The organism is Fibrisoma montanum (genome assembly GCF_003583365.1).
In the GTDB taxonomy this organism is placed as follows: Bacteria; Bacteroidota; Bacteroidia; order Cytophagales; family Spirosomataceae; genus Fibrisoma; species Fibrisoma montanum.
Window position 1 is genome coordinate 930,929 of sequence record NZ_QXED01000001.1, and the last position, 19,217, is coordinate 950,145.

At 55.0% G+C, this 19,217-nt stretch carries 18 protein-coding genes; 7 read left to right on the forward strand and 11 right to left on the reverse strand.

Annotated elements, in window-relative coordinates:
* The first annotated feature begins 39 nt into the window (after positions 1–39).
* The 4 genes from DYU11_RS03870 (at position 40) to DYU11_RS03885 (ending at position 3,555) form a co-directional block, all read left to right on the forward strand.
* A complete protein-coding gene (locus DYU11_RS03870) occupies positions 40–960 on the forward strand; it encodes a dihydrodipicolinate synthase family protein (protein ID WP_119666304.1) in 921 nt (306 codons plus the stop codon).
* Positions 961–971: 11 nt separating this feature from the next.
* The gene (locus DYU11_RS03875) at positions 972–1,976 is read left to right on the forward strand and encodes a 4-hydroxyproline epimerase (protein WP_119666305.1); all 1,005 of its coding nucleotides are present in this window, start codon (positions 972–974) and stop codon (positions 1,974–1,976) included.
* A 3-nt stretch (positions 1,977–1,979) separates the two neighbouring features.
* On the forward strand, positions 1,980–3,230 hold the full coding sequence (locus DYU11_RS03880) for an NAD(P)/FAD-dependent oxidoreductase (RefSeq protein ID WP_119666306.1): 1,251 nt from the start codon (positions 1,980–1,982) through the stop codon (positions 3,228–3,230).
* Positions 3,231–3,330: 100 nt separating this feature from the next.
* Positions 3,331–3,555, forward strand: coding sequence for a hypothetical protein (locus DYU11_RS03885; protein WP_119666307.1), 225 nt, complete (start codon positions 3,331–3,333; stop codon positions 3,553–3,555).
* Here DYU11_RS03885 and DYU11_RS03890 read toward each other — a convergent pair whose 3' ends face one another.
* From DYU11_RS03890 to DYU11_RS03930, 9 genes are all read right to left on the reverse strand, one after another.
* On the reverse strand, positions 3,556–4,905 hold the full coding sequence (locus DYU11_RS03890; protein ID WP_119666308.1) for a DUF58 domain-containing protein: 1,350 nt from the start codon (positions 4,903–4,905) through the stop codon (positions 3,556–3,558).
* A 284-nt stretch (positions 4,906–5,189) separates the two neighbouring features.
* The gene (locus tag DYU11_RS03895) at positions 5,190–6,017 is read right to left on the reverse strand and encodes a tetratricopeptide repeat protein (protein WP_119666309.1); all 828 of its coding nucleotides are present in this window, start codon (positions 6,015–6,017) and stop codon (positions 5,190–5,192) included.
* Positions 6,014–7,105, reverse strand: coding sequence for a hypothetical protein (locus tag DYU11_RS03900; protein ID WP_119666310.1), 1,092 nt, complete (start codon positions 7,103–7,105; stop codon positions 6,014–6,016). The genes DYU11_RS03895 and DYU11_RS03900 overlap by 4 nt, the downstream gene beginning before the upstream one ends.
* Positions 7,102–8,091 carry an AAA family ATPase gene (locus tag DYU11_RS03905; protein ID WP_119666311.1) on the reverse strand — a complete coding sequence of 330 codons (990 nt, stop codon included), beginning with the start codon at positions 8,089–8,091 and terminating at the stop codon, positions 7,102–7,104. Before DYU11_RS03905 ends, DYU11_RS03900 begins: the two co-directional genes overlap by 4 nt.
* 96 nt (positions 8,092–8,187) lie before the next feature.
* Positions 8,188–9,366 carry a DUF4350 domain-containing protein gene (locus DYU11_RS03910; RefSeq protein ID WP_119666312.1) on the reverse strand — a complete coding sequence of 393 codons (1,179 nt, stop codon included), beginning with the start codon at positions 9,364–9,366 and terminating at the stop codon, positions 8,188–8,190.
* 12 nt (positions 9,367–9,378) lie between these two features.
* Positions 9,379–10,158: a DUF4129 domain-containing protein gene (locus DYU11_RS03915; protein WP_119666313.1), complete on the reverse strand. Its 780-nt coding sequence runs from the start codon at positions 10,156–10,158 to the stop codon at positions 9,379–9,381.
* Positions 10,142–11,026: a DUF7847 domain-containing protein gene (locus tag DYU11_RS03920; protein WP_119666314.1), complete on the reverse strand. Its 885-nt coding sequence runs from the start codon at positions 11,024–11,026 to the stop codon at positions 10,142–10,144. Before DYU11_RS03920 ends, DYU11_RS03915 begins: the two co-directional genes overlap by 17 nt.
* A 24-nt stretch (positions 11,027–11,050) precedes the next feature.
* Positions 11,051–11,926, reverse strand: coding sequence for a hypothetical protein (locus tag DYU11_RS03925; RefSeq protein ID WP_119666315.1), 876 nt, complete (start codon positions 11,924–11,926; stop codon positions 11,051–11,053).
* Positions 11,923–12,867: a stage II sporulation protein M gene (locus tag DYU11_RS03930; protein ID WP_119666316.1), complete on the reverse strand. Its 945-nt coding sequence runs from the start codon at positions 12,865–12,867 to the stop codon at positions 11,923–11,925. The genes DYU11_RS03925 and DYU11_RS03930 overlap by 4 nt, the downstream gene beginning before the upstream one ends.
* 183 nt (positions 12,868–13,050) lie before the next feature.
* Here DYU11_RS03930 and DYU11_RS03935 point away from each other — a divergent pair, with 183 nt between their 5' ends.
* The 3 genes from DYU11_RS03935 to DYU11_RS03945 all read left to right on the forward strand — a co-directional run bounded on the left by DYU11_RS03935 (position 13,051) and on the right by DYU11_RS03945 (position 17,242).
* Positions 13,051–13,746, forward strand: a complete 696-nt coding sequence (locus DYU11_RS03935; protein WP_119666317.1) for an RDD family protein — start codon at positions 13,051–13,053, stop codon at positions 13,744–13,746.
* Between the two features lie 72 nt (positions 13,747–13,818).
* On the forward strand, positions 13,819–15,006 hold the full coding sequence (locus DYU11_RS03940) for a M20 metallopeptidase family protein (RefSeq protein WP_119666318.1): 1,188 nt from the start codon (positions 13,819–13,821) through the stop codon (positions 15,004–15,006).
* Between the two features lie 13 nt (positions 15,007–15,019).
* Positions 15,020–17,242 carry a sensor histidine kinase gene (locus DYU11_RS03945; protein WP_119666319.1) on the forward strand — a complete coding sequence of 741 codons (2,223 nt, stop codon included), beginning with the start codon at positions 15,020–15,022 and terminating at the stop codon, positions 17,240–17,242.
* On the opposite strand, the gene DYU11_RS03950 is transcribed toward DYU11_RS03945, so the two are convergent.
* Positions 17,211–18,332, reverse strand: coding sequence for a glycoside hydrolase family 130 protein (locus DYU11_RS03950; protein WP_119666320.1), 1,122 nt, complete (start codon positions 18,330–18,332; stop codon positions 17,211–17,213). The genes DYU11_RS03945 and DYU11_RS03950 overlap by 32 nt on opposite strands.
* 118 nt (positions 18,333–18,450) lie before the next feature.
* Positions 18,451–19,206: an SDR family oxidoreductase gene (locus tag DYU11_RS03955; RefSeq protein WP_119666321.1), complete on the reverse strand. Its 756-nt coding sequence runs from the start codon at positions 19,204–19,206 to the stop codon at positions 18,451–18,453.
* Positions 19,207–19,217 lie beyond the last annotated feature (11 nt).

The following is a 19,217-nucleotide window of genomic DNA, read 5'->3' on the forward strand; positions in this document are numbered from 1 at the left end:
CTTTATTAGCTCAAACCGACCGCTTAAACCTCTCTCAGCATGACGTTCACGTTCCAGGGCGTATTTCCGGCGCTGACGACCAAGTTCACCGCCGACGACCAGTTAGACATTCCGATGTTCCGGACCAATCTGCAAGCCCAGCTCGACGCGGGCGTGGATGGCGTTATTCTGGGCGGATCGCTCGGAGAAGCCAGTACGCTGACGACTGAGGAAAAGGAAACCCTGGTCCGGACGGCCGTCGAGCACATTGATGGACAAGTGCCCGTGGTCTTAAACATTGCCGAAGGTGCCACCCGCGACGCCATTCGGATTGCCGAAAGAGCGGCCGATCTGGGCGCCAGCGGCCTGATGGCACTGCCTCCGATGCGCTACAAAGCCGACGACCGCGAAACAACGGCCTACTTCAAAGCCATCGCGCAGTCAACCGATCTGCCGATCATGATCTACAACAACCCGGTTGATTATAAAATTGACGTGACCCTCGACATGTTTGCCGAATTGCTGGCGTTCCCGAACATACAGGCCGTGAAGGAGTCGACCCGCGATGTATCGAACGTAACGCGGCTGCGCAACCGCTTTGGCGACCGAATCAAAATTCTGTGTGGTGTTGATACGCTGGCGATGGAAGAGCTGGTGATGGGTGCCGATGGCTGGGTGGCCGGTCTGGTGTGCGCATTCCCCCGCGAGACAGTCGCCGTGTATCGTCTGGTGAAGGCCGGTCGCTTCGACGAAGCCCGGGCTATTTACCGCTGGTTTCTGCCGTTGCTCGAACTGGACATTCACCCTAAACTGGTACAATACATCAAGCTCGCTGAAACGGCCACCGGCATCGGTACCGAACACGTCCGGGCGCCCCGGCTTCCGCTCATCGATCCCGAGCGGCAACGGATACTCAGCCTTATTGAAGACGGCCTGGCTAACCGTCCTGCGTTACCGGAGGAACTGGTGCTGGCCAATTAATCGGTTGTCTGATGTCGTTCAGTTCTTTTTTCTGCATTGACGCCCATACCTGCGGCAATCCCGTTCGCGTCGTGACGGGCGGCAGTATCCCGCACCTTCAGGGCGCTACGATGAGCGAAAAGCGGCAGCATTTCCTGCGCGAATACGACTGGATTCGCCGGGGGTTGATGTTTGAGCCGCGGGGCCACGACATGATGTCGGGCAGCATCTTATATCCCCCACACGATCCGGCTAACGACGCGGCCGTTCTGTTCATCGAAACGTCGGGCTGCCTGCCCATGTGCGGTCATGGCACCATCGGTACGGTAACGGTTGCGATTGAGCAGGGGCTAGTCAAACCCCGAACGCCGGGCGTGTTAAACCTCGAGGTCCCGGCGGGCCTGGTGCGGGCCGAATACCGGCAGGAAGGCAAAAAAGTCAAGTCCGTCAAGATCACCAATATCAAGTCGTACCTGGCGGCTGAAGCCCTGACTGTCGAATGCCCTGACCTGGGCGAGCTGACCGTCGATGTGGCCTACGGTGGAAACTTCTACGCCATCGTTGATCCGCAGCCGAATTTCCCCGGACTGGAGCACTACAAAGCCGAGCAATTGATAGCCTGGGCGCGGACCATGCGGCAGCGAATGAATGAGCTGTATACATTCACGCACCCCGAGAACCCGACGATCAATGGGCTGAGCCATATCCTCTGGACGGGTCAGCCCCTGGACCCAACCTCAACGGCCCGCAACGCGGTCTTCTACGGCGACAAAGCGATTGACCGTTCGCCCTGCGGAACCGGCACCTCGGCCCGCCTGGCCCAGTGGTACGCCAAAGGTCGGCTAAAACCCGGTGACGACTTCATTCACGAGAGCATCATCGGCTCCAGATTTATTGGCCGGATCGAAGCCGAAACGGAGCTGGGCGGAAAACCAGCCATCGTGCCGAGTATCGAAGGCTGGGCAATTATTCACGGATACAACCAGATTCTGCTGGACGAGGACGATCCGTACGTACATGGTTTTCAAGTAATTTAAATGATGACGATTGGGATCATTGGCGGAGGGATCAGCGGGTTGTTTTCGGCGTATTACCTGCAAAAAGAAGGCCACAAGGTTACTCTCCTGGACAAAGGCAGCCTGGACGATGGTTGTTCGCACGGCAACGCAGGCATGATTGTGCCCAGCCACATCATTCCGCTGGCGGCTCCGGGCATGATTGCCAAAGGTGTTCGCTGGATGCTCAGTCCGACCAGTCCGTTCTACGTCAAACCCCGGCTTAACCGCGACCTGATCCGCTGGGGCTGGCTTTTCCGTCAGAACGCGACGGCCGGACACGTAGAGCGCTCAATACCTATCCTCCGTGACCTTAGTCTGCTGAGCAAACGATTATACCAGGATGTGGCCACTGACTCGGGCATGGCGTTTGGCTGGGCGGAGCGGGGATTACTGATGCTCTACAAAACGCCCCAGGCTGAGCACGAGATGGCCGAAGAAGCCGACGTAGCCAACAGGGCCGGGATCGATGCGCAGGTGCTGTCGGCTCAGCAGGTGCAGGATCTGGAACCGGAAACGCGCCTAACGGTTCGTGGGGCCGTATACTACCCCGGCGACGCGCACATATACCCAAATCAACTCATTAGCGGGCTTATCGCTCAGTTGCGTCGGATGGGCGTAATAATCCGGGAGCAGGAACCGGTTACGGATTTTCGCCTGGAACGGGGAGCGATCAAGGCAGTTGTTACGCACGCAGGTTCGTATGAATTTGACGAAGTAGTACTGGCGGCCGGAGCCTGGTCGCCGGAGCTGACCAAAAAACTGGGGCTGTCGTTGCCGCTTCAGGGTGGAAAAGGATACAGCTTTATGCTTACTGAGCCCCCTGCAACGATCCGGATACCGGCCATCATGCTGGAAGCCCGGGCTACGGCCACACCCATGAACGGTCATCTGCGCATTGCCGGTACGCTCGAAATTGCGGGTACGGACTTGTCGGTGAATCCAAACCGCGTACGGGGTATTGTGCAGTCCGTCAATCAGTACTATCCTGACTTACCCGTAGCCATGCCCGCCACCGAAACCGTCTGGCGGGGTCTGCGGCCCTGTTCGCCGGATGGTCTGCCGTACATCGGTCGGGTCGATCACCTGCGTAATGTCACTCTGGCCACGGGGCACGGTATGATGGGAGTCAGTCTGGGCCCCGCTACGGGCAAACTGGTGGCCGAAGTCATTAGCAACCAGCCCGTCAGCCAGCCGCTGGAGCCGTTCAGCCCGACCCGTTTCGGCCGAACGTAGAGCCCGCAGGCCGCTACATGGATAAATCTATTGGCCTACTTAGCCTTCAATGGCTATCTTTACCATACAGAACTGACCGGCCGATCACAGGGCCTACTCAATGCAATTCGATTTCAGAAAATACCACATTCGCTCCATCAATGCGGCCGATGATGCTGAACGGGCGGCAATCAATCAGGAGCTGAAGGATTTATACGCATCGCTTTCCGACGCCGACAAAGCTGACTTCAACGAGCAGCTGCAAGCGTTTCTGGCGCGGGAAGTGGGCCGGATCAAGTCCGATTACGAGAGCGTGAAAGGTGGCCTCTCCGACACCGGCAACTGATCAGATCATCCCCCGGGCTTTCAGTTCCAGGTATTTATTGACCGTATCGGCCGTCAGATGTTGGGGTGCCGTCAGGATGGTCTGGATGCCGTATTGCTGCAGCTCCTTCACGATCTGCTTTTTTTCAAACGCGAACTTCTCGCCGATTGTCTTGAGGTAAATTTGCTCCGTATCGGTTGCGGGCTGATCCAGCAGGCTGCGCAGTTCCGTGTTCTCGAAGAAAATAACCAGCAGCAGGTGGTCTTTCGCTAACCGACGCAGGTAAGGCAGCTGGCGGTGCATTGCGCTCAGCGTTTCGAAGTTGGTAAACAGCAGCAGCAGGCTTCGCTGGCGTATGTTTGTGCGAACGGCCGCGTACAAGGCTTCGTAGTCTGATTCCAGAAAGCGGGTCTTTTGCCGGTACAGCAGTTCCAGAATCTTCAGCATGTGGCCCGTGCGACGGTCGGCGGGCAGCAACTGGCCAACTCGATCCGAAAACGTCAAGATTCCGGCCCGGTCCTGTTTGATCAGAGCGATGTTACTCAGCACCAGCGACGCATTGATGGCATAATCGAGCAGAGTGAGTCCTTCGAACGGCGACCGCATCACGCGCCCCTTGTCGATCAGGCAATACACCGGCTGCGAACGTTCATCCTGATAGGCGTTGGTCATCAACGTAGCCCCACCGGCATCTGTCCGGCGTGCCGTAGCTTTCCAGTTTACCGTCCGGACATCATCGCCGGTTGAATAAGGGCGCACCTGCTCAAATTCCATGCTGTGGCCGATGCGCCGGATGCGCTTGATTCCTACTTCGTTCAGGCGGTTGGTTGCCGCCAGCAGTTCATACTGGCGCATTTGCAGAAACGAGGGGTACACGGCTACCATCTTTTCTTTTTCGAACTGAAACCGCCGTTTCAGCAAGCCAAGCGGAGTAAGCACAAAAACGTTGACCGCCCCAAAACTGTATTCACCCCGGCGCGTTGGGCGGAGTTCGTAGCGGATAGCCTGGGTTTCATGGGGCTTCAGCCGAACCCGAAACAGGACGTCCCGGCGCTGAAACTGAAACGGAATTTCATCGATTACGTCTGCGTCGATCTGGAACGGGTACCGGTTTTCAACGTAGATGGTAAGCGGATTCTCATCCCCGTTTGAAAGCCGGTCGGGCACTTCGCGCCGGGCGAAAACCGACGTAGTTCGGGAACGGAACAGGGCCATCCCATCCAGCAGCAACAGGAGTACGAATACCGCAAACCCTACCTGAGCCACCGGAAATAAAATTGGCAGACCGTAGGCCGCTACAAACAACAGCACAAACCCGATAAGAATCGACCAGGTGTGGGAAGAAATGAACAAAGCGCGAAGTGTTTTCAAGAAATGCGGTGGTTTTATTTTAACAGCAGTTTATCACATTGACGTCCGTAGTATAAGGCATTTATCTGCCGTTCCAGCACCCGGCCACTCCAGTTTTGCCCGACCGCTTCATGCTTCTACCACAATCAGCCCGACGTTTGTCTGCTCTTTGTCAGCAACGATACTGCCGATGCGATGCGCCAATAAAATAAGCGTCGCATCGTGAAGTTTATAACGTGACCGGTGTTTTTGCGGGTTGTATCAAGTCTAATCCTGATGCGTTGAAAGCCTGTTTCCATGTTACGTTATGGTTTTAAGGCCTGTAAAGCGGCTTCAATCTGCCCTTCATAAGCTGCGTCGGGCTGCTCGTAGTAAAAATCCCGTTCAAACGGCTGGCTGCGGACGAAAAACAAGGCATCCCGGTACGCTTCCCGCGCTTCCGAGTTGCGGCCCAGTAGTTGTAGTGCCCGTCCCCGGTGGTAATGAGCCATGGCACTTTTTGGGTTATTCTTCAACGCCTTGTCCAAGTCAACTAAGGCATGTTGAGCCTGTCGTAATCCCAGATACGAGACAGCGCGGGCGACCGAATAGCGGTAGTCTACCCACTCAGGGCCGTGCCGATTTTCGCGGTTGGCAATAGCAACAGTATACTCCTTAATAGCCTGTTCATAGTTCTTTAAACCTGCCTGCGCCCGGCCTTTCAGATAACTAACCGAATAATCGTCAATAGGATCGTCGATGTTGGGCGTCAACGCGTCAAATGCTTCCAGGTGTGCCAGGGCGCGTGCGTAGTCACGCAGTAGAAATACGTAGCGCCACCCCACTTGCCCCCGGCTTTTAGGGTTTAGTCTGGCCGACATTTCATAATCAGCAAAGGCAAGGTCATAGTAACCATGTTTAAGGGCCATTAGCGCCCGAGACCCATAAAGGTCTGCTTTCCTGATGCTGTCTTTCGTTGTTGTACTGTTTTTCGTTAGCCAAGCTCGTAGCCGATCACTGCCCTCCCACTGGCCGGGCACCGTGTCTTTGGCATTGACGGCCAGTGTCCAACTCATCCAGCCAAATGATGATTCGTCCTGGGCCGAAGCAAGAATGGGTATCAGAAACATTGACATGAGAAAGATAAATTTCATGGAAAGATTTCGGTTATCATCCCATCTTTTAGCCGGAACGTGAGCAGGCACACGGTATCAGCAGCAGGTGAATCAGGATATCCATTTGGATGGCCAGCTTCCCAGTCGGTTAATTTATTGCGGCAGATGTCTACTAGCTGGCTTGTAATGCGGATATCGAACTGAGATGTTTTGTACTCTTCGTCGACTTCAAGCACCTCAAACCGCCCTGCCTCGCCCATGCAGTTAATCATAAAGCGAAACCGGATCAGCCCTGATTGCCCGGGCAAGCTAATCGGCTTATACTCCCGTTCGACTACCTGGCGAATAGCATGGAGCCGTCCGCGCCGGTACGTGTAATACGGATACAAATGAAAAGGGAGATAAGCGTAGCTATTACACAGTTGAAAGCCTTTGGGCTGACAGCTTTCTCCGGCTTTCAAAGCGGCACCCCGTCGAAACACAAGCCGGTCAGTCCCTCGTTCGTTTCCGCCGATACACACCACAGCCTCAGGCGAAACCTGCATGATTTGAAGGGGAAATTGAAAGTTGCCCTCGCAACCCTGCTGGTTGCCTTTTATAACCAGGAAAACAGATTGCCCAACCTTCGCCAATCGCCAACAGTGGATGGCAATATCGCCCGTTTTGGTGTTCTCAAGGCAGGCTGACCCGCCGGCATGCAGCGCATAACGCAAACTGTCGGTTGTCCAGACGTGGCCGAGGAGTGTCTGGTAAGCCAGCACGGAATCGATGGCTATGTCGGTTAGCCGCTGAAACGAAAGCGGATAGATTCCCGTCAGGCGAAGCGTATCAGCGGTCAGCGTCCACTGACCAACCTTGTAAGTGCTGGTATCTAACCGTATTGACCGGTTGCCGAACGACCAGGTAGCACGTCGCGCTGGCGGATTTTGGTCAATCAGACGTAGCACGTAACTGCTGTCGGCCGTCAGTGTCATACTGATCGGATACGGCCGGTAGAAGGAGTCGTCGTACTGAACACCAAGACCAATCCACGTCCCTATCAATTGCTCCCGTATCGGCGTTTGCCCAAATCCAGTGCTGACAACCGTCGTCAACCAAAGTACCAGGACTGACCGAACAACTTTCATCGCGGCACTTCCACTTTTTGCAGCAACTGCGCAATCACGTCGTCGGCGGTACCCCCTTCCATTTCGCGCTCGGGCGTCAGCAGCACCCGGTGACGAAGCACCGGCGCAGCCAGTTCCTGAACATCTTCGGGCGTGATAAAGTCGCGGCCCCGGAGCGTAGCCAGCGCTTTGGCGCTGTTCAGCAACGCCACCGACGCCCGCGGTGATGCGCCCAGATACAGTGATTTATTCGCCCGGGTCGATTGCACAATCTGGGCAATGTAATCAAACAGCTTATCTTCAACGTGGACCTGGTGAACCTGGCCGCGCAGCGTTGTCAACTGTTCGGCCGACAGCACAGACGTGACCGCTTCCACCGCATCGGTCAGGTTTCGGTAGCCGGCACTCCGGCGTTCGTGATGGCCACGGAGGATGTTCACTTCGTCGGCCTGGGCTGGGTAACCCACCACGATCTTGAACAGAAACCGGTCCAGTTGCGCTTCGGGCAGGCGGTACGTTCCCTCCTGCTCAATCGGGTTTTGCGTGGCCAGCACCATAAACGGCTCATCCAGCCGGTACGTAGTGCCGTCGTTAGTCACCTGTCGCTCTTCCATGACCTCAAACAAGGCGGCCTGGGTCTTGGCCGGAGCCCGGTTGATTTCGTCGATCAGAACAATGTTGGCGAAAATAGGGCCTTGTTTGAACGTAAAATCGCCGGTTTTGGGCGTAAAAACCGACGTACCCAGCACGTCAGACGGCATCAGATCAGGCGTAAACTGAATGCGACTGAACTGCACAGAAATAGTTTTGGCCAGCAGCTTGGCAGTAAGGGTTTTAGCAACGCCCGGTACGCCTTCGATCAGGACGTGGCCATCGGCGAGCAGGGCCGTCAGCAACAGGTCAAGGGTCTGCTGCTGACCGACAATAACTTTACTGACCTCGCTGCGGATGGCATCAACGGCGACGGTTAAACTGGTTAAATCCAGACGAGTTTCAAGCGGAGTCATAAAGTGTTTTCAGACCGGGATTTGGCTGATTAACCTGATTTTGTACGCATGAACGCTTTGCGGTTTACAATCAGATTAACGCAGCGGAAGCCCGATTCAGATGGTTTGGTTGAATTTTTCGATAGCCCGGTTCAGGGTAAGCAAATCATATTCCGACAGCGAAATACTCGCCTGGGTGTTGCGCAGGAGTCGTACCAGTTCGGCGGCTTCCTCCATCGAAACACCACTTTTCCGAGCCAGTGTTTCGGTGAACTCCCGATCCAGTACGGTTGTGTTCAGGCCGTATCGTTCACGCAGTTCGGCCAGAAAGTACTGCATTTTTTTGCGGGTCATGTTATCATGATCGCCCTGCTGAAAATACAACCGACCGACCGTCTTTACAAAATCCAGTGAGGTATTCTGGGGTGGCTCCACCACCGGAATCACCCGCTGCGTCCGCTTACCGGCAAAAATGGCGTACACGATCAGGCCGACAACGACCAGGTAATACGCCCAGTTCAAAGCCGGCTGCGTTCGGACGTAGCGTAAAATCGACTGCTGCTCCTCATCGAAGCGCCCCTGTTTCTGGTATTCGTCCCAGTAGGTCGGCAAGGTGGGCAGATACGACAGGGCCTTGAAGGCGTAGTCCGACGTTTTGGGGCTCAGTACGTAGTAGTTCGTAAACGCCAGCGGCAGGTTATGAATCAGGAACTGCCCCTTTCCATACGGTACCCGGATGAACACCGGCTCCCCACGGGCATTACGACCCAGAACGGTTATCTGCTGTGGCTTTAGTAGCTTCAGGTAGTTCCGGCCGTCGTCGTGGAAGAAATTATACCCCCCTGGTTTGCGCAGGTTTGGATTTACAAAATTATTGACCAGCGTCGTGTCGCTCAGAATAGGGGCTTTCACTTCGGCTTTAAAGCCCAGCACCCGGCTCAGGCTGTCGGGTACGTAATACGCCGAGACAAGCACATTGTTACCCTTCCGGACATAGGCAAACAGTTGCCGGAGATCGTTGCCGTCGGCATCGAAATCGCGGCAGATGAACACGTAATTACTCCGGCCGGGCAACGGTGTTTCGGTCAGGTGGTTATATACCGGTAGTCGCACTGTACGGACGTCTGGCTGCATAACCTCCGGCATCAGGTCATACAATACTTTGGTGCCAAACGGAATCTTGTCGTCGTTTTCGTACGTCGGCTGCCAGTTGATCGGCTTCGGCCGGTAATACTCGAACAACGCATACACCGTTATGGTCGCCAGCAGGATAAGGAGGTATTTGTTCGGTCTCAACGGTCTGGTTGGTTAATCACGTACCGGCTGCTTCACCGCAAAAAATTGCCGGAAACTATGGCTTATCTGTTCATATCTGGCTTCATCTACCGGAAAGTCGCCGTACCAGACGTATTCAAACTGCTGCGTCAGGGCTTCGAAATCAGCCTGAAGCGGAGACCCGGCCAGTTCGTAAACGTACTGCCGATTTGTTTTGTCGGGTTTATACGCAATACGTTCCTGATCGGTCAGTTGTTTCAACGTTTTCAGATACAGGAGCCGCACTGCCAGCCGGAAGTTTCGCTGGGCCACGGCTTCGTCGATGGCTTCGTCAAAAGGAATGGCGTGGATGTTTTCGGTCAGCGTTTCATAATCAAGCTCCGTGGCCTGCGCCTTACCGGGAAACAGAAAGCCCAGCACCTCGGCCTTCCGGAGAAGGTAGATGACCAGGGCCGCAATGACCGCCAGCATCACGTATTGCCAGACGTTCCGGTACGAATCACTACGTAGAAAATCAGTGATTTTGCCCAGTATCCACTGCCAGAATCGAGCGATTGGATTGTCGGGTGGAGCCGGATCGCGGCCGTACTGGTAGTCACGGTCGTCGCGGTAGTCGCTCAGTCGTTCTTCGGACGGATACCGAACACGCGGTCCCTGCCCCCTGTCATCCTGACCCTCGGCAGCGCGTTGTGGCCGGGGCGGTGTGGTCTGGGCGGTGGCGGGTGCTGCTGCCACGAACCAGCCCAGCAGCAGCGCGTACAGCACAAACCGCCGGCCGGTCAGGCCGGCTATTGCCTTAAAAGTCACCTTCATCGTTAGCACGCGGTTGAGCCGGTGAAGTACCGATGGAGTCGATTGCCGACAGCAATCCCCGCCCTTCCTGCCGTTCAACCAGATTTGTATACTGAAATCCTACCGCCAGAAAAACCAAACTGTTCAGCAAAGCCTGGCCAACCGTACTGATTACGTTGGCCACTACCACCCACACGCGCGACAGGTCGGGCAGCAGATCAGCCGCCACCAATCCACCGATGATGGTGCTTGGCATGGAAAACAACAGCCCTATGATGCCCACAATAATACCCATGACAACCAGCAGCCCGAACGTTGACCACCACTTTTCCCGAATCAGTCTGAAGCACCGGTCCCAGGTCTGGCCGAAATCAGTGCCTTCGAAAGACGTAACGGCCAAGGCCAGCGAAAAGACAACCGCGACGTAGATGCCGGGAATGAAGAAAAACAAAAAGCCGATGAACGTAATGATGGACCCGAGCACCGAAATAATGAGTCCACGTCCGAGCACGGGCTGCACCTCGGTCCAGACATCCGCTACGGTTATCGGCCCGCCTTTTGTCCGCTCATACAGTTTCAGGTGCGCGTAGGTGATGAGCGCCACCATCAGATTAGCCAGCACACTGGCCAGGACCATCAACCAGAACACCGGCGAGAAGATCATACTCGTAAGACCAATCAACCGAAAGCTGCCGGCAGCCTCGTCCGACGGTCGCGAAAACTCCAGGATGTTGGACTGGATAACACCCGCCATAATTCCCGACGCCAGCGCCACCGGGCCGGCAATGTACAGCAACGCCAGGCTCAGGCTGCGAAACTGCTGGGTCAGGTACGTAAAAGTGGCATTTATCTTATCGCCAAAGTCACGTTGTTGAAAAAGCTGAATCATGGTAAACTAAGGTTGATGGATGAATCATTCGTCGGCCGGATGAGGCTGACGATCCGGCGCGATGCCGATGGCTTCCACCTGATTAAGCAAGCCGATACTTTCTTTCCGTTCCAGCAAGTTGTAATACTGGAACGCCAGGGCCAGGTAAAGCGGAGCACTGAGCAACGCCCCAAACACACCCATCACCGTACTGGTGATCACCTGAATTATTGGATTAGCCAGATAGGTACGTCCCAGCGCAGCCAGAGCGATTGCGTTCGTGCCCGTATGCACAACAAAGCTAATAACCCACATAATCAGGATAACGCCCAGCGTTAACCACCAGTTGCCGGCAATCAGGGCAAAACAACGGCGTATGGCACTAACCAGCCCCAGGTCTTCGCGCATCACGACAAAAGTGATCAAACTCAGCGCAACGGCGCAATAGATACCAGGTATCAGAAACAGCAGAAGGCCGGTCATTACCAGCAAACCACTGACCAGCGCAACAGGCACCACCCTGAACCATTTGGCCTCGAACCAACTCATGACGCTGCCGACCGTAATGGGCTCATCCGGATTTTCTTCATAGCTGAGTACGTGGCTGTACACAATCATACTCACCAGCACCCCGCTCAGCAAAGACAACCCCAGAAGAATCCAATACGAAGGGGTGACGATTGGCGCCATCAAACTCCAGTAAGAGGATCGACCCGTCGGCATTGAGATTGTGGTTCGGGCGCGTACCAGCAAACCCATCTGGAATACCCGCGTGGCAATGCTCACCAGCAAGCTCATGATACTGGCGACAACCAGCATGGGCGTCAGCAGGGTTCGGTAATGCCGGACGAGGTACTCGAACGATACGTTGAGAATCTCCGTAAAATTTCGCCGGCGATGCAGCACAACAAGCTGATTCATAAACGGGAACGACGATTAAGCTGGATAGGATAGAGAATAAAATACCAGATGATGAAAGCCGCCGACATCAGAATAATGCTGGCGCTGACAAGCGGTGGTAAGGTTAGTCGGGTAACGAAGCTTTCGAGGAAACCAGCCATGATGAAGATTGGTACCAGGCCAACCGCAATTTTAAGTCCTTGCTTGATGCCCCGCCGGAAGGATACCAGCCGCGGGTACGTCCCCGGAAACAGCAGGCTATTCCCTACCGTCAGCCCGGCGCAACCGGCAATGACAATCGCCGAAATTTCGAGGGTTCCGTGTATCCAGATTTTCAGCACCGACTCCAGCAGCAGCCCCCGTTCGTAGAAAAAGTACTGGAATGATCCGAGCATGACGCCGTTGAAAAACAGCATTGCCATGGTGCCGACCGATGCAAACAGACCGAACACGAACGTACGGAACGAGACAAAGATGTTGTTGAGGGTGATCTGTAAAAACATCGTTGCCTGGTCGTCGCTGTTGTAAACGCCCAGCGGGTCGCCTTTTTTGATGTTCTCCAGCGTCATGTTCACGTACTGATCGCCCAGAATCAGCCGCACGAACGTATTGTCGTGCGCGGCCGACACCCAGCCCAGCACGCAGGCCACAAAAAATATAAGGAACGAGATAAACAGCAGCCGGTGCGACTGCCGGAACAGAAAGGGCAGTTCGTGCGTCCAGAACGTCAGAAACCGATTGCGGTCGTCGCGCCGGTTCTGCATCAGCCCCCGGTGCATCTGCGCGGCCAGTCCGTTCAGGTAACGGGTTACGGTCGAGTCGGGATAAAAGGTCCGGGCATACGACAGATCGTCGGTCAGTTCTACGTAACGGGCCGTCAGTTCGTCCGGATCATTGGTCGGGTTTTGCTCAATATCGCGCCATTTGTCCGTGTTGCGTTTAACGAAAGCAGCTTCGCGCATGGGTAAGTTGGTTGAGAGTTGGCCCGTACAGTTTGTATCAACGGCTAGTTACTGGACTGCGATTGAAAAATTGGCGATTTTTATGCGAACGGCAAAGTATATGCGTACTAATTTTGTAAAGCCGGTGAACCACAGCCAACGAACCGTTGCCGACAGTCACTTGCCCAACTCATACCGCGTTCTATGTCCGTTGCGATCCAGACCTCCCAAAACGTTCTGTTAGAATACGAACCGGCCAGTGTCGGCGACCGGATCCTGGCCACGCTGCTGGATTACGTGGTGTTTCTGGGCTGGCTGACCGTGACGCTGGGCATTCCGGCCGCGCTGAGTATCCGGCCGGGCAATTTTTACGTAGGGCTCATCGTGATCCTGCCCATTTTCATTTATGATCTGGTCTGCGAATGGCTGCTCAATGGCCGCAGTGTCGGTAAGATTGCCCTGGGCATCCGCGTTGTAATGCTCGACGGGTCGCAGCCCGGGCTGGGCGCTTATCTGCTGCGGTGGCTGCTGCGCATTGTCGATACGCGGCTCTTCGGTGGGCTCGTTGCGGTCATTGCCATCGCAGCCAACGGTAAAGGACAGCGCGTTGGGGATATTGCCGCCGGCACAACCGTCGTTAAACTAAAACCGGCGGTATCGCTCAGCGATGTTGTGTATCAGCCCCTGCGAACGGACTACTACGTGCAGTTTCCGGATGTCCGGCTGCTGTCGGACCGCGACATTGCCATCGTGCGTGAAGCCCTGCGCCGGGGCGACGCCACCGTACAGGATCGTACCGCCGAAAAGATCAAAGAGGTGACCGGCATCCGGAGCGACTTACACAGCCGTGCGTTTCTGGAAACGATTGTCAGTGATTATCAGTTTTTAACAACGCAATAATTCGTCCGGGCCAAGCTCCAGCTTGGCCTGTCAAGATATTCACGGCCAAGCTGGAGCTTGGCCCAGCCACTTATGCAAGACGCCATAAAATCGCTAGCCCGTCAATACGCTGCCGACATTGTTGCTACCCGTCGACATCTGCACGCCCACCCCGAATTATCGTTTCATGAACATAATACGGCGGCCTACGTAGCCGACCAGCTCAAAGCCATCGGCCTGACGCCCCAGGAAGGCATTGCCGGTACGGGGCTGGTGGCGATCATCGAAGGCCAAAACCCTACCCGCAAAGTCGTTGGGCTACGGGCCGACATGGACGCCCTGCCCATCCACGAAGCCAACGACGTACCGTACAAATCGACCGTCGAGGGGGTTATGCATGCCTGCGGACACGATGCACATACGGCGTCACTACTGGGTGTGGCCCGTATCCTGAACGTCCTGCGCGACCAGTTCGAAGGCACCGTGAAGCTGGTGTTTCAGCCGGCCGAGGAGAAAGCGCCCGGCGGGGCCTCCCTGATGATTAAAGACGGCGTTTTGGAAAACCCGGCCCCGATCAGTATGATTGGCCAGCACGTAGCGCCGAACATCCCGGTGGGTAAAATTGGCTTCCGCGAGGGTATGTACATGGCCAGCACGGACGAACTGTACCTGACCGTGAAAGGCAAAGGCGGGCACGGTGCCATGCCCGACACGCTGGTCGATCCGGTGTTGATTGCGTCGCACATCATCGTGGCCCTGCAGCAGATCATCAGCCGTAACCGCCCCCCGGCCAGCCCATCGGTGCTGTCGTTTGGTCGGTTCATCGCCGACGGTGTTACGAATGTGATTCCCAACGAGGTAACGATTCAGGGGACGTTCCGGTGCATGAACGAGGAATGGCGCGAGAAGGGCCTGGAACGCATGAAGAAGCTGGCCGAAGGTATGGCCGAAGCCATGGGCGGAAGCTGTGAGTTCACCATCGTTCGCGGTTATCCCTTCCTCAAGAATCACCCCGAACTGACCCGTCGGCTGCGGGCGCAGGCCGTTGAGTACATGGGTGCCGACAACGTCATTGACCTTGATCTCTGGATGGCCGGCGAAGACTTCGCGTTCTACTCGCAGGTTGTCGATTCCTGCTTCTACCGGCTCGGTACCCGCAACGAAGCGCGTGGCATCATCTCGGGCGTTCATACGCCAACCTTCGACATCGACGAAGCGGCCCTGGAAACGGGCGCCGGGTTGATGAGCTGGCTGGCTGTCCGGGAGTTGGACGTCTTTTAATGAACTGTAGTGCGTGAAAAATACCTGCCTAACCCTTTTCTTTTGGTTCATTCTCCTAACCAGTACGTTGGCGCAACGCGACTGGCCACCGGTGTATACCATAAAAACCGATACAGCCACTTTTTCGCTGGATACGGCGCATTTTCAGGTGCTGGAAGACCCAGGAGGAACGCTGACCTTCGATCAGGCGCAACGTAGTACCGGGTTTCGATACGCGAAGCTATACGACAAGTACCGGGTCGCGCATTTCTACTGGCAGCGGATGAGGTTAAAGAACGATCGCCCCCATTCGGTTCATCTTTATTTGTCGGGCGTCGCAGATTACTTCGATATGTACTGGCGCGACTCCCTCAATCGCTGGCAGCATCAACGTACGGGTTACCTCGTGCCCGATAGCCAGCTACCGGTTTATGAAGGTTTGCAGGAGCAGAGCCGTTTGCCGTTATCCCTTGCGCCGGGACAGGAGACAGTTATCTATAAACGTACCGAAACTGCCCTATGGAACGAACCCATAACGTATTTATCAGCTTATTTTCAAACCGAAAAAGGCTATAAGGATAACATTGTCAGCTATTTTCGGGGACAAGACGGGTGGAAAGATTTCTGGTTTGCAGGAATAGCGATCGGGATACTGCTCTTAGCCGCAATCTATAATCTGACTATCTTCTACTCTACGAAAGAGAAGGTATACCTGTATTTTGCCGTTTGTTTGCTCTTCTTTGTTCTGGACCGTAATTCGAGCTATATCCAGGCCACTTTTTTCGGCGAGTATCCTTATGCGTTCAGATTTGTATCCACCTTCTTTTTCATTACGTTCTTTGTATTTTTCGTTCAATCGATCCGGCAGTTTGTACAGCCTGACGCCCAGCTCGCTTCACTAAGCAAAGCTATAACCGTTACGTTGGTGCTAACGGTGCTGATGAATATTTTCCAGATCATCTCTTATCGCTACGCCTTAGTTCCGCAGATAGAAATGTACCTGGCGCTGGAGGTAATTATTCGGGTGGTCTATGTTCTCTGTCTAGTATTGACGTATCGAATGATGAAACGAGACGTAGCGGATGCGCGCTACGTGTTCATCGCCATTTTACAACTGTTCTTTTGGTGGAGCTATACGTTGGTAGGAACTTTTGCTCGCATCTACTATCAGATCAATATTAACCGGTATCTACCGCCAATCTTTGAATACGCCGAGACGATCTGCTTTGCCTGGATGATCATTTTCTTTTCGGGAGCGCTCATCAACCGCTACAATATGACGCGCCGGCAGGTAGTGCAGCAGGCTATCGAAAAAGAACAGCTCGAAAAAGAGCGCGAGATTGAGCGCAGCCGGCTCATTGCCAGCCAGAACGAACGACTGGAGCAGCAGGTTAAGGAACGCACGGCCGAACTACAGCAATCGCTCGAAACGCTGCGAGCTACCCAGGATCAACTTATTCAGAAAGAAAAGCTGGCATCGCTCGGCGAACTGACGGCCGGTATCGCCCACGAAATTCAGAACCCGCTTAACTTCGTTAACAACTTTGCCGAAGTGAGTGAGGAATTGCTGGACGAGTTAAATGAAGAACGACACAAAGGCCAACGTGACGAAGCGTTAGAAGAGGAAATCCTGGCTGATCTGCACCAAAACCTGGGCAAGATTCGCCACCATGGTCGCCGGGCTGACGCCATCGTGAAGGGAATGCTTGAGCATAGCCGCGCCAGCACCGGCGAAAAGCAAATCACCGACATGAATGCCCTCGCTGACGAATACTTACGATTGGCCTACCACGGTCTGCGGGCAAAAGACAAATTGTTCAACTGCCAGCTTGTTACTAACTACGACCCCTCCTTGCCGAACGTAGAGGTAGTAACCCAGGACATTGGCCGGGTGCTGCTCAATCTGTACAACAACGCCTTTTATGCCGTACAGGAAAAGGCTCGTACAAACGGTGAGCAACGGAATGCCGAGTACCAGCCAACAGTCACGGTGCAGACCCAGCGCCACGTTGACAACGTAATTATCTGCGTCCGGGATAATGGTACAGGCATACCAGAATCGGTTAAGCGCAAAATTTTTCAGCCGTTCTTCACCACAAAACCTACCGGACAAGGCACGGGACTTGGTTTATCCCTTGCCTACGACATCGTCACAAAAGGGCATGGTGGCGAGATGACCGTAGTCAGTCAGGAAGGCGAGGGAACAGAATTTACTATTCGCCTGCCTACGCAAACACCGACTTCGGCAGATGCGTAATGCGGCAGGCTAAGTCCGCTTCGCCGGATGCCACCACGTAGTAATCGCCCGCGTCGATGATGCCGGTTGTGAACACGACATCCGTGACGTAGATCTGGTCTTTCAGGTGTTCCAGTAGGTCAGGCCGGGCGGAGAGGATGGGCGTCTGATCCTCCAGCCGCAGGATTCGGGCGGGCTGGTTGGCGTCCAGCAACGCCCAGAACGTACTGTAAATACCAACAACGCCGTGCCGCTCTACACCGTGATACAGCAGCAGCCAGCCCGTATCCGTTCGGATGGGCTGCGTGCCTCCGCCAATCTTCGAGGTAGACGACGACGCTTTACGCGCCCGGATAAACGGCTCATCGACGGGTTTCCAGTGCAGCGCATCGGGCGACTCCGACAGGTGAATGGCCGGGCCGGGCAGATACGGGCTATCGGGTGCATAGGCAAAATACAGGTCGCCAAGCGGCCGGGTAAGGGCGTAGAACATCCCGTCGACCTTACCCTCGAACAGCACCATGTCCTTATTCTGATGGTCAAGGATGATACCCTGCAGGGTGTAGTTTAGTCCGTCGGTTGACGTATACAACGTAGTGCAGTGTCGTTCGGCACTGACCGAACAGGTCGTCATGTAGTACGTATCATCAACTTTGGTAATGCGGGCATCTTCGACACCATACTCCTGATACGACCGCTGGGGTGCGATGATCTTGTCGTAGTGAATCTGCCGCACTTCGGTACCGTCTTCATTCAGTTCAACCGGTAGCAGCCACGACAGCGACGTAAGCGCCATCACCCTGAAGGGGTAATCAAGAATTTGAAACTTCCGGGGGTCGGCGGCATTGACGGCGTTTAGGTCATAGGCATCCAGTACGTAGCCACGCTCCGAATCCCATCGGATGTTATGAATCTGCGTCCCGACAATCGGCTGACGTAGTGCTTCGGCGACCCGGATCATGATGAGCAGATTCCCGTTCGGCAACCGCGTCAGACCGGGGTTAAACGCCCCCAGCACATACGTATCAGCCTGAATCGTCCGGCGCAGGGGTGAATACTGCAGGTCAACGTCGTTGGGGCCGAAGATGATAAAATCGGTTGAAAAGTTCATAGACAGCAAGCGGTCGCACCGGGGTTGATAGGTTGACGTAGTGATTGGTTTTGAACCTGACACTACGTCACCCCATCAACCCCAGTACGCCTAAGCAAAATTGGAACAATGTATGGGCTTAAATCGCCTGCTTATGCGGCCGAATCTGTAGCCCAACCACGTCGCAGCGGTGGGGCTGGGTGAGGATGTAGTGGACGGCAACGGCGATGTCTTCGGCCAGCAGCATTTGCTCTTTGGCAATTTCCTCTTCCTGCTCGTCGGCACTTGTTCCGTGAATATCCGCCTTTACTTTTCCGGGTTCGATCAGGCTGACCTTAATGCCCAGTTCGTTCACTTCCTTGCGCAACGATTCAGCGAAGCCCTGGATGCCGGTTTTAGTAGCCACGTACACCGAACTTCCGGCCTCGCGACCAACGGCACTCATTGAGCCAATGAAAACGATGTGGCCTTTCTGCTGTTGCTGCATGCGCGTAACGGCTTCCTTGGTGCAGCCGATGTAGCCCAGCATATTGGTTTCGAGCGCATACCGCCAATCTTCGGTTTCCATTTCGCCGATGCCTTCAGCGGCCAGGGCTGCGTTGTTGATCAGAATATCCAGCCCACCCAGCGTCTGGTCTGCCTGCTGAAAAACGCGCTCGATATCGGCCTGCTTCGACATATCCGCGAGTATGCCTTCGGCCTGTCCGCCCGCCTGCCGGATCTGCGTCAGCGCTTCGTCCAGCTGCTCCTGATGCCGCCCCAGCGTAAAGATTTTGGCGCCGTACGAACCCAGCAAAATCGCTGTGGCCCGGCCGATGCCCGTCGTGCCACCCGTAATCAGAATTCGTTTGCCCTCCAGGGACTCTGTCTTCGTGTGTATGTGCTGACTTTCCATAACGTTGTGTT

Excerpts from the sequence above, each read along its gene's own strand:
- DYU11_RS03885 (WP_119666307.1), top strand. The coding sequence starts at position 3,331 with ATGCAATTCGATTTCAGAAAATACCACATTCGCTCCATCAATGCGGCC.
- DYU11_RS03905 (WP_119666311.1), bottom strand. The coding sequence starts at position 8,091 with ATGACTCCGCTTGAAACTCGTCTGGATTTAACCAGTTTAACCGTCGCC.
- DYU11_RS03940 (WP_119666318.1), top strand. The coding sequence starts at position 13,819 with ATGCAAGACGCCATAAAATCGCTAGCCCGTCAATACGCTGCCGACATT.
- DYU11_RS03920 (WP_119666314.1), bottom strand. The coding sequence starts at position 11,026 with ATGATTCAGCTTTTTCAACAACGTGACTTTGGCGATAAGATAAATGCC.
- DYU11_RS03950 (WP_119666320.1), bottom strand. The coding sequence starts at position 18,332 with ATGAACTTTTCAACCGATTTTATCATCTTCGGCCCCAACGACGTTGAC.
- DYU11_RS03870 (WP_119666304.1), top strand. The coding sequence starts at position 40 with ATGACGTTCACGTTCCAGGGCGTATTTCCGGCGCTGACGACCAAGTTC.
- DYU11_RS03930 (WP_119666316.1), bottom strand. The coding sequence starts at position 12,867 with ATGCGCGAAGCTGCTTTCGTTAAACGCAACACGGACAAATGGCGCGAT.
- DYU11_RS03935 (WP_119666317.1), top strand. The coding sequence starts at position 13,051 with ATGTCCGTTGCGATCCAGACCTCCCAAAACGTTCTGTTAGAATACGAA.
- DYU11_RS03925 (WP_119666315.1), bottom strand. The coding sequence starts at position 11,926 with ATGAATCAGCTTGTTGTGCTGCATCGCCGGCGAAATTTTACGGAGATT.
- DYU11_RS03880 (WP_119666306.1), top strand. The coding sequence starts at position 1,980 with ATGACGATTGGGATCATTGGCGGAGGGATCAGCGGGTTGTTTTCGGCG.
- DYU11_RS03915 (WP_119666313.1), bottom strand. The coding sequence starts at position 10,158 with ATGAAGGTGACTTTTAAGGCAATAGCCGGCCTGACCGGCCGGCGGTTT.
- DYU11_RS03900 (WP_119666310.1), bottom strand. The coding sequence starts at position 7,105 with ATGAAAGTTGTTCGGTCAGTCCTGGTACTTTGGTTGACGACGGTTGTC.
- DYU11_RS03875 (WP_119666305.1), top strand. The coding sequence starts at position 972 with ATGTCGTTCAGTTCTTTTTTCTGCATTGACGCCCATACCTGCGGCAAT.
- DYU11_RS03895 (WP_119666309.1), bottom strand. The coding sequence starts at position 6,017 with ATGAAATTTATCTTTCTCATGTCAATGTTTCTGATACCCATTCTTGCT.
- DYU11_RS03955 (WP_119666321.1), bottom strand. The coding sequence starts at position 19,206 with ATGGAAAGTCAGCACATACACACGAAGACAGAGTCCCTGGAGGGCAAA.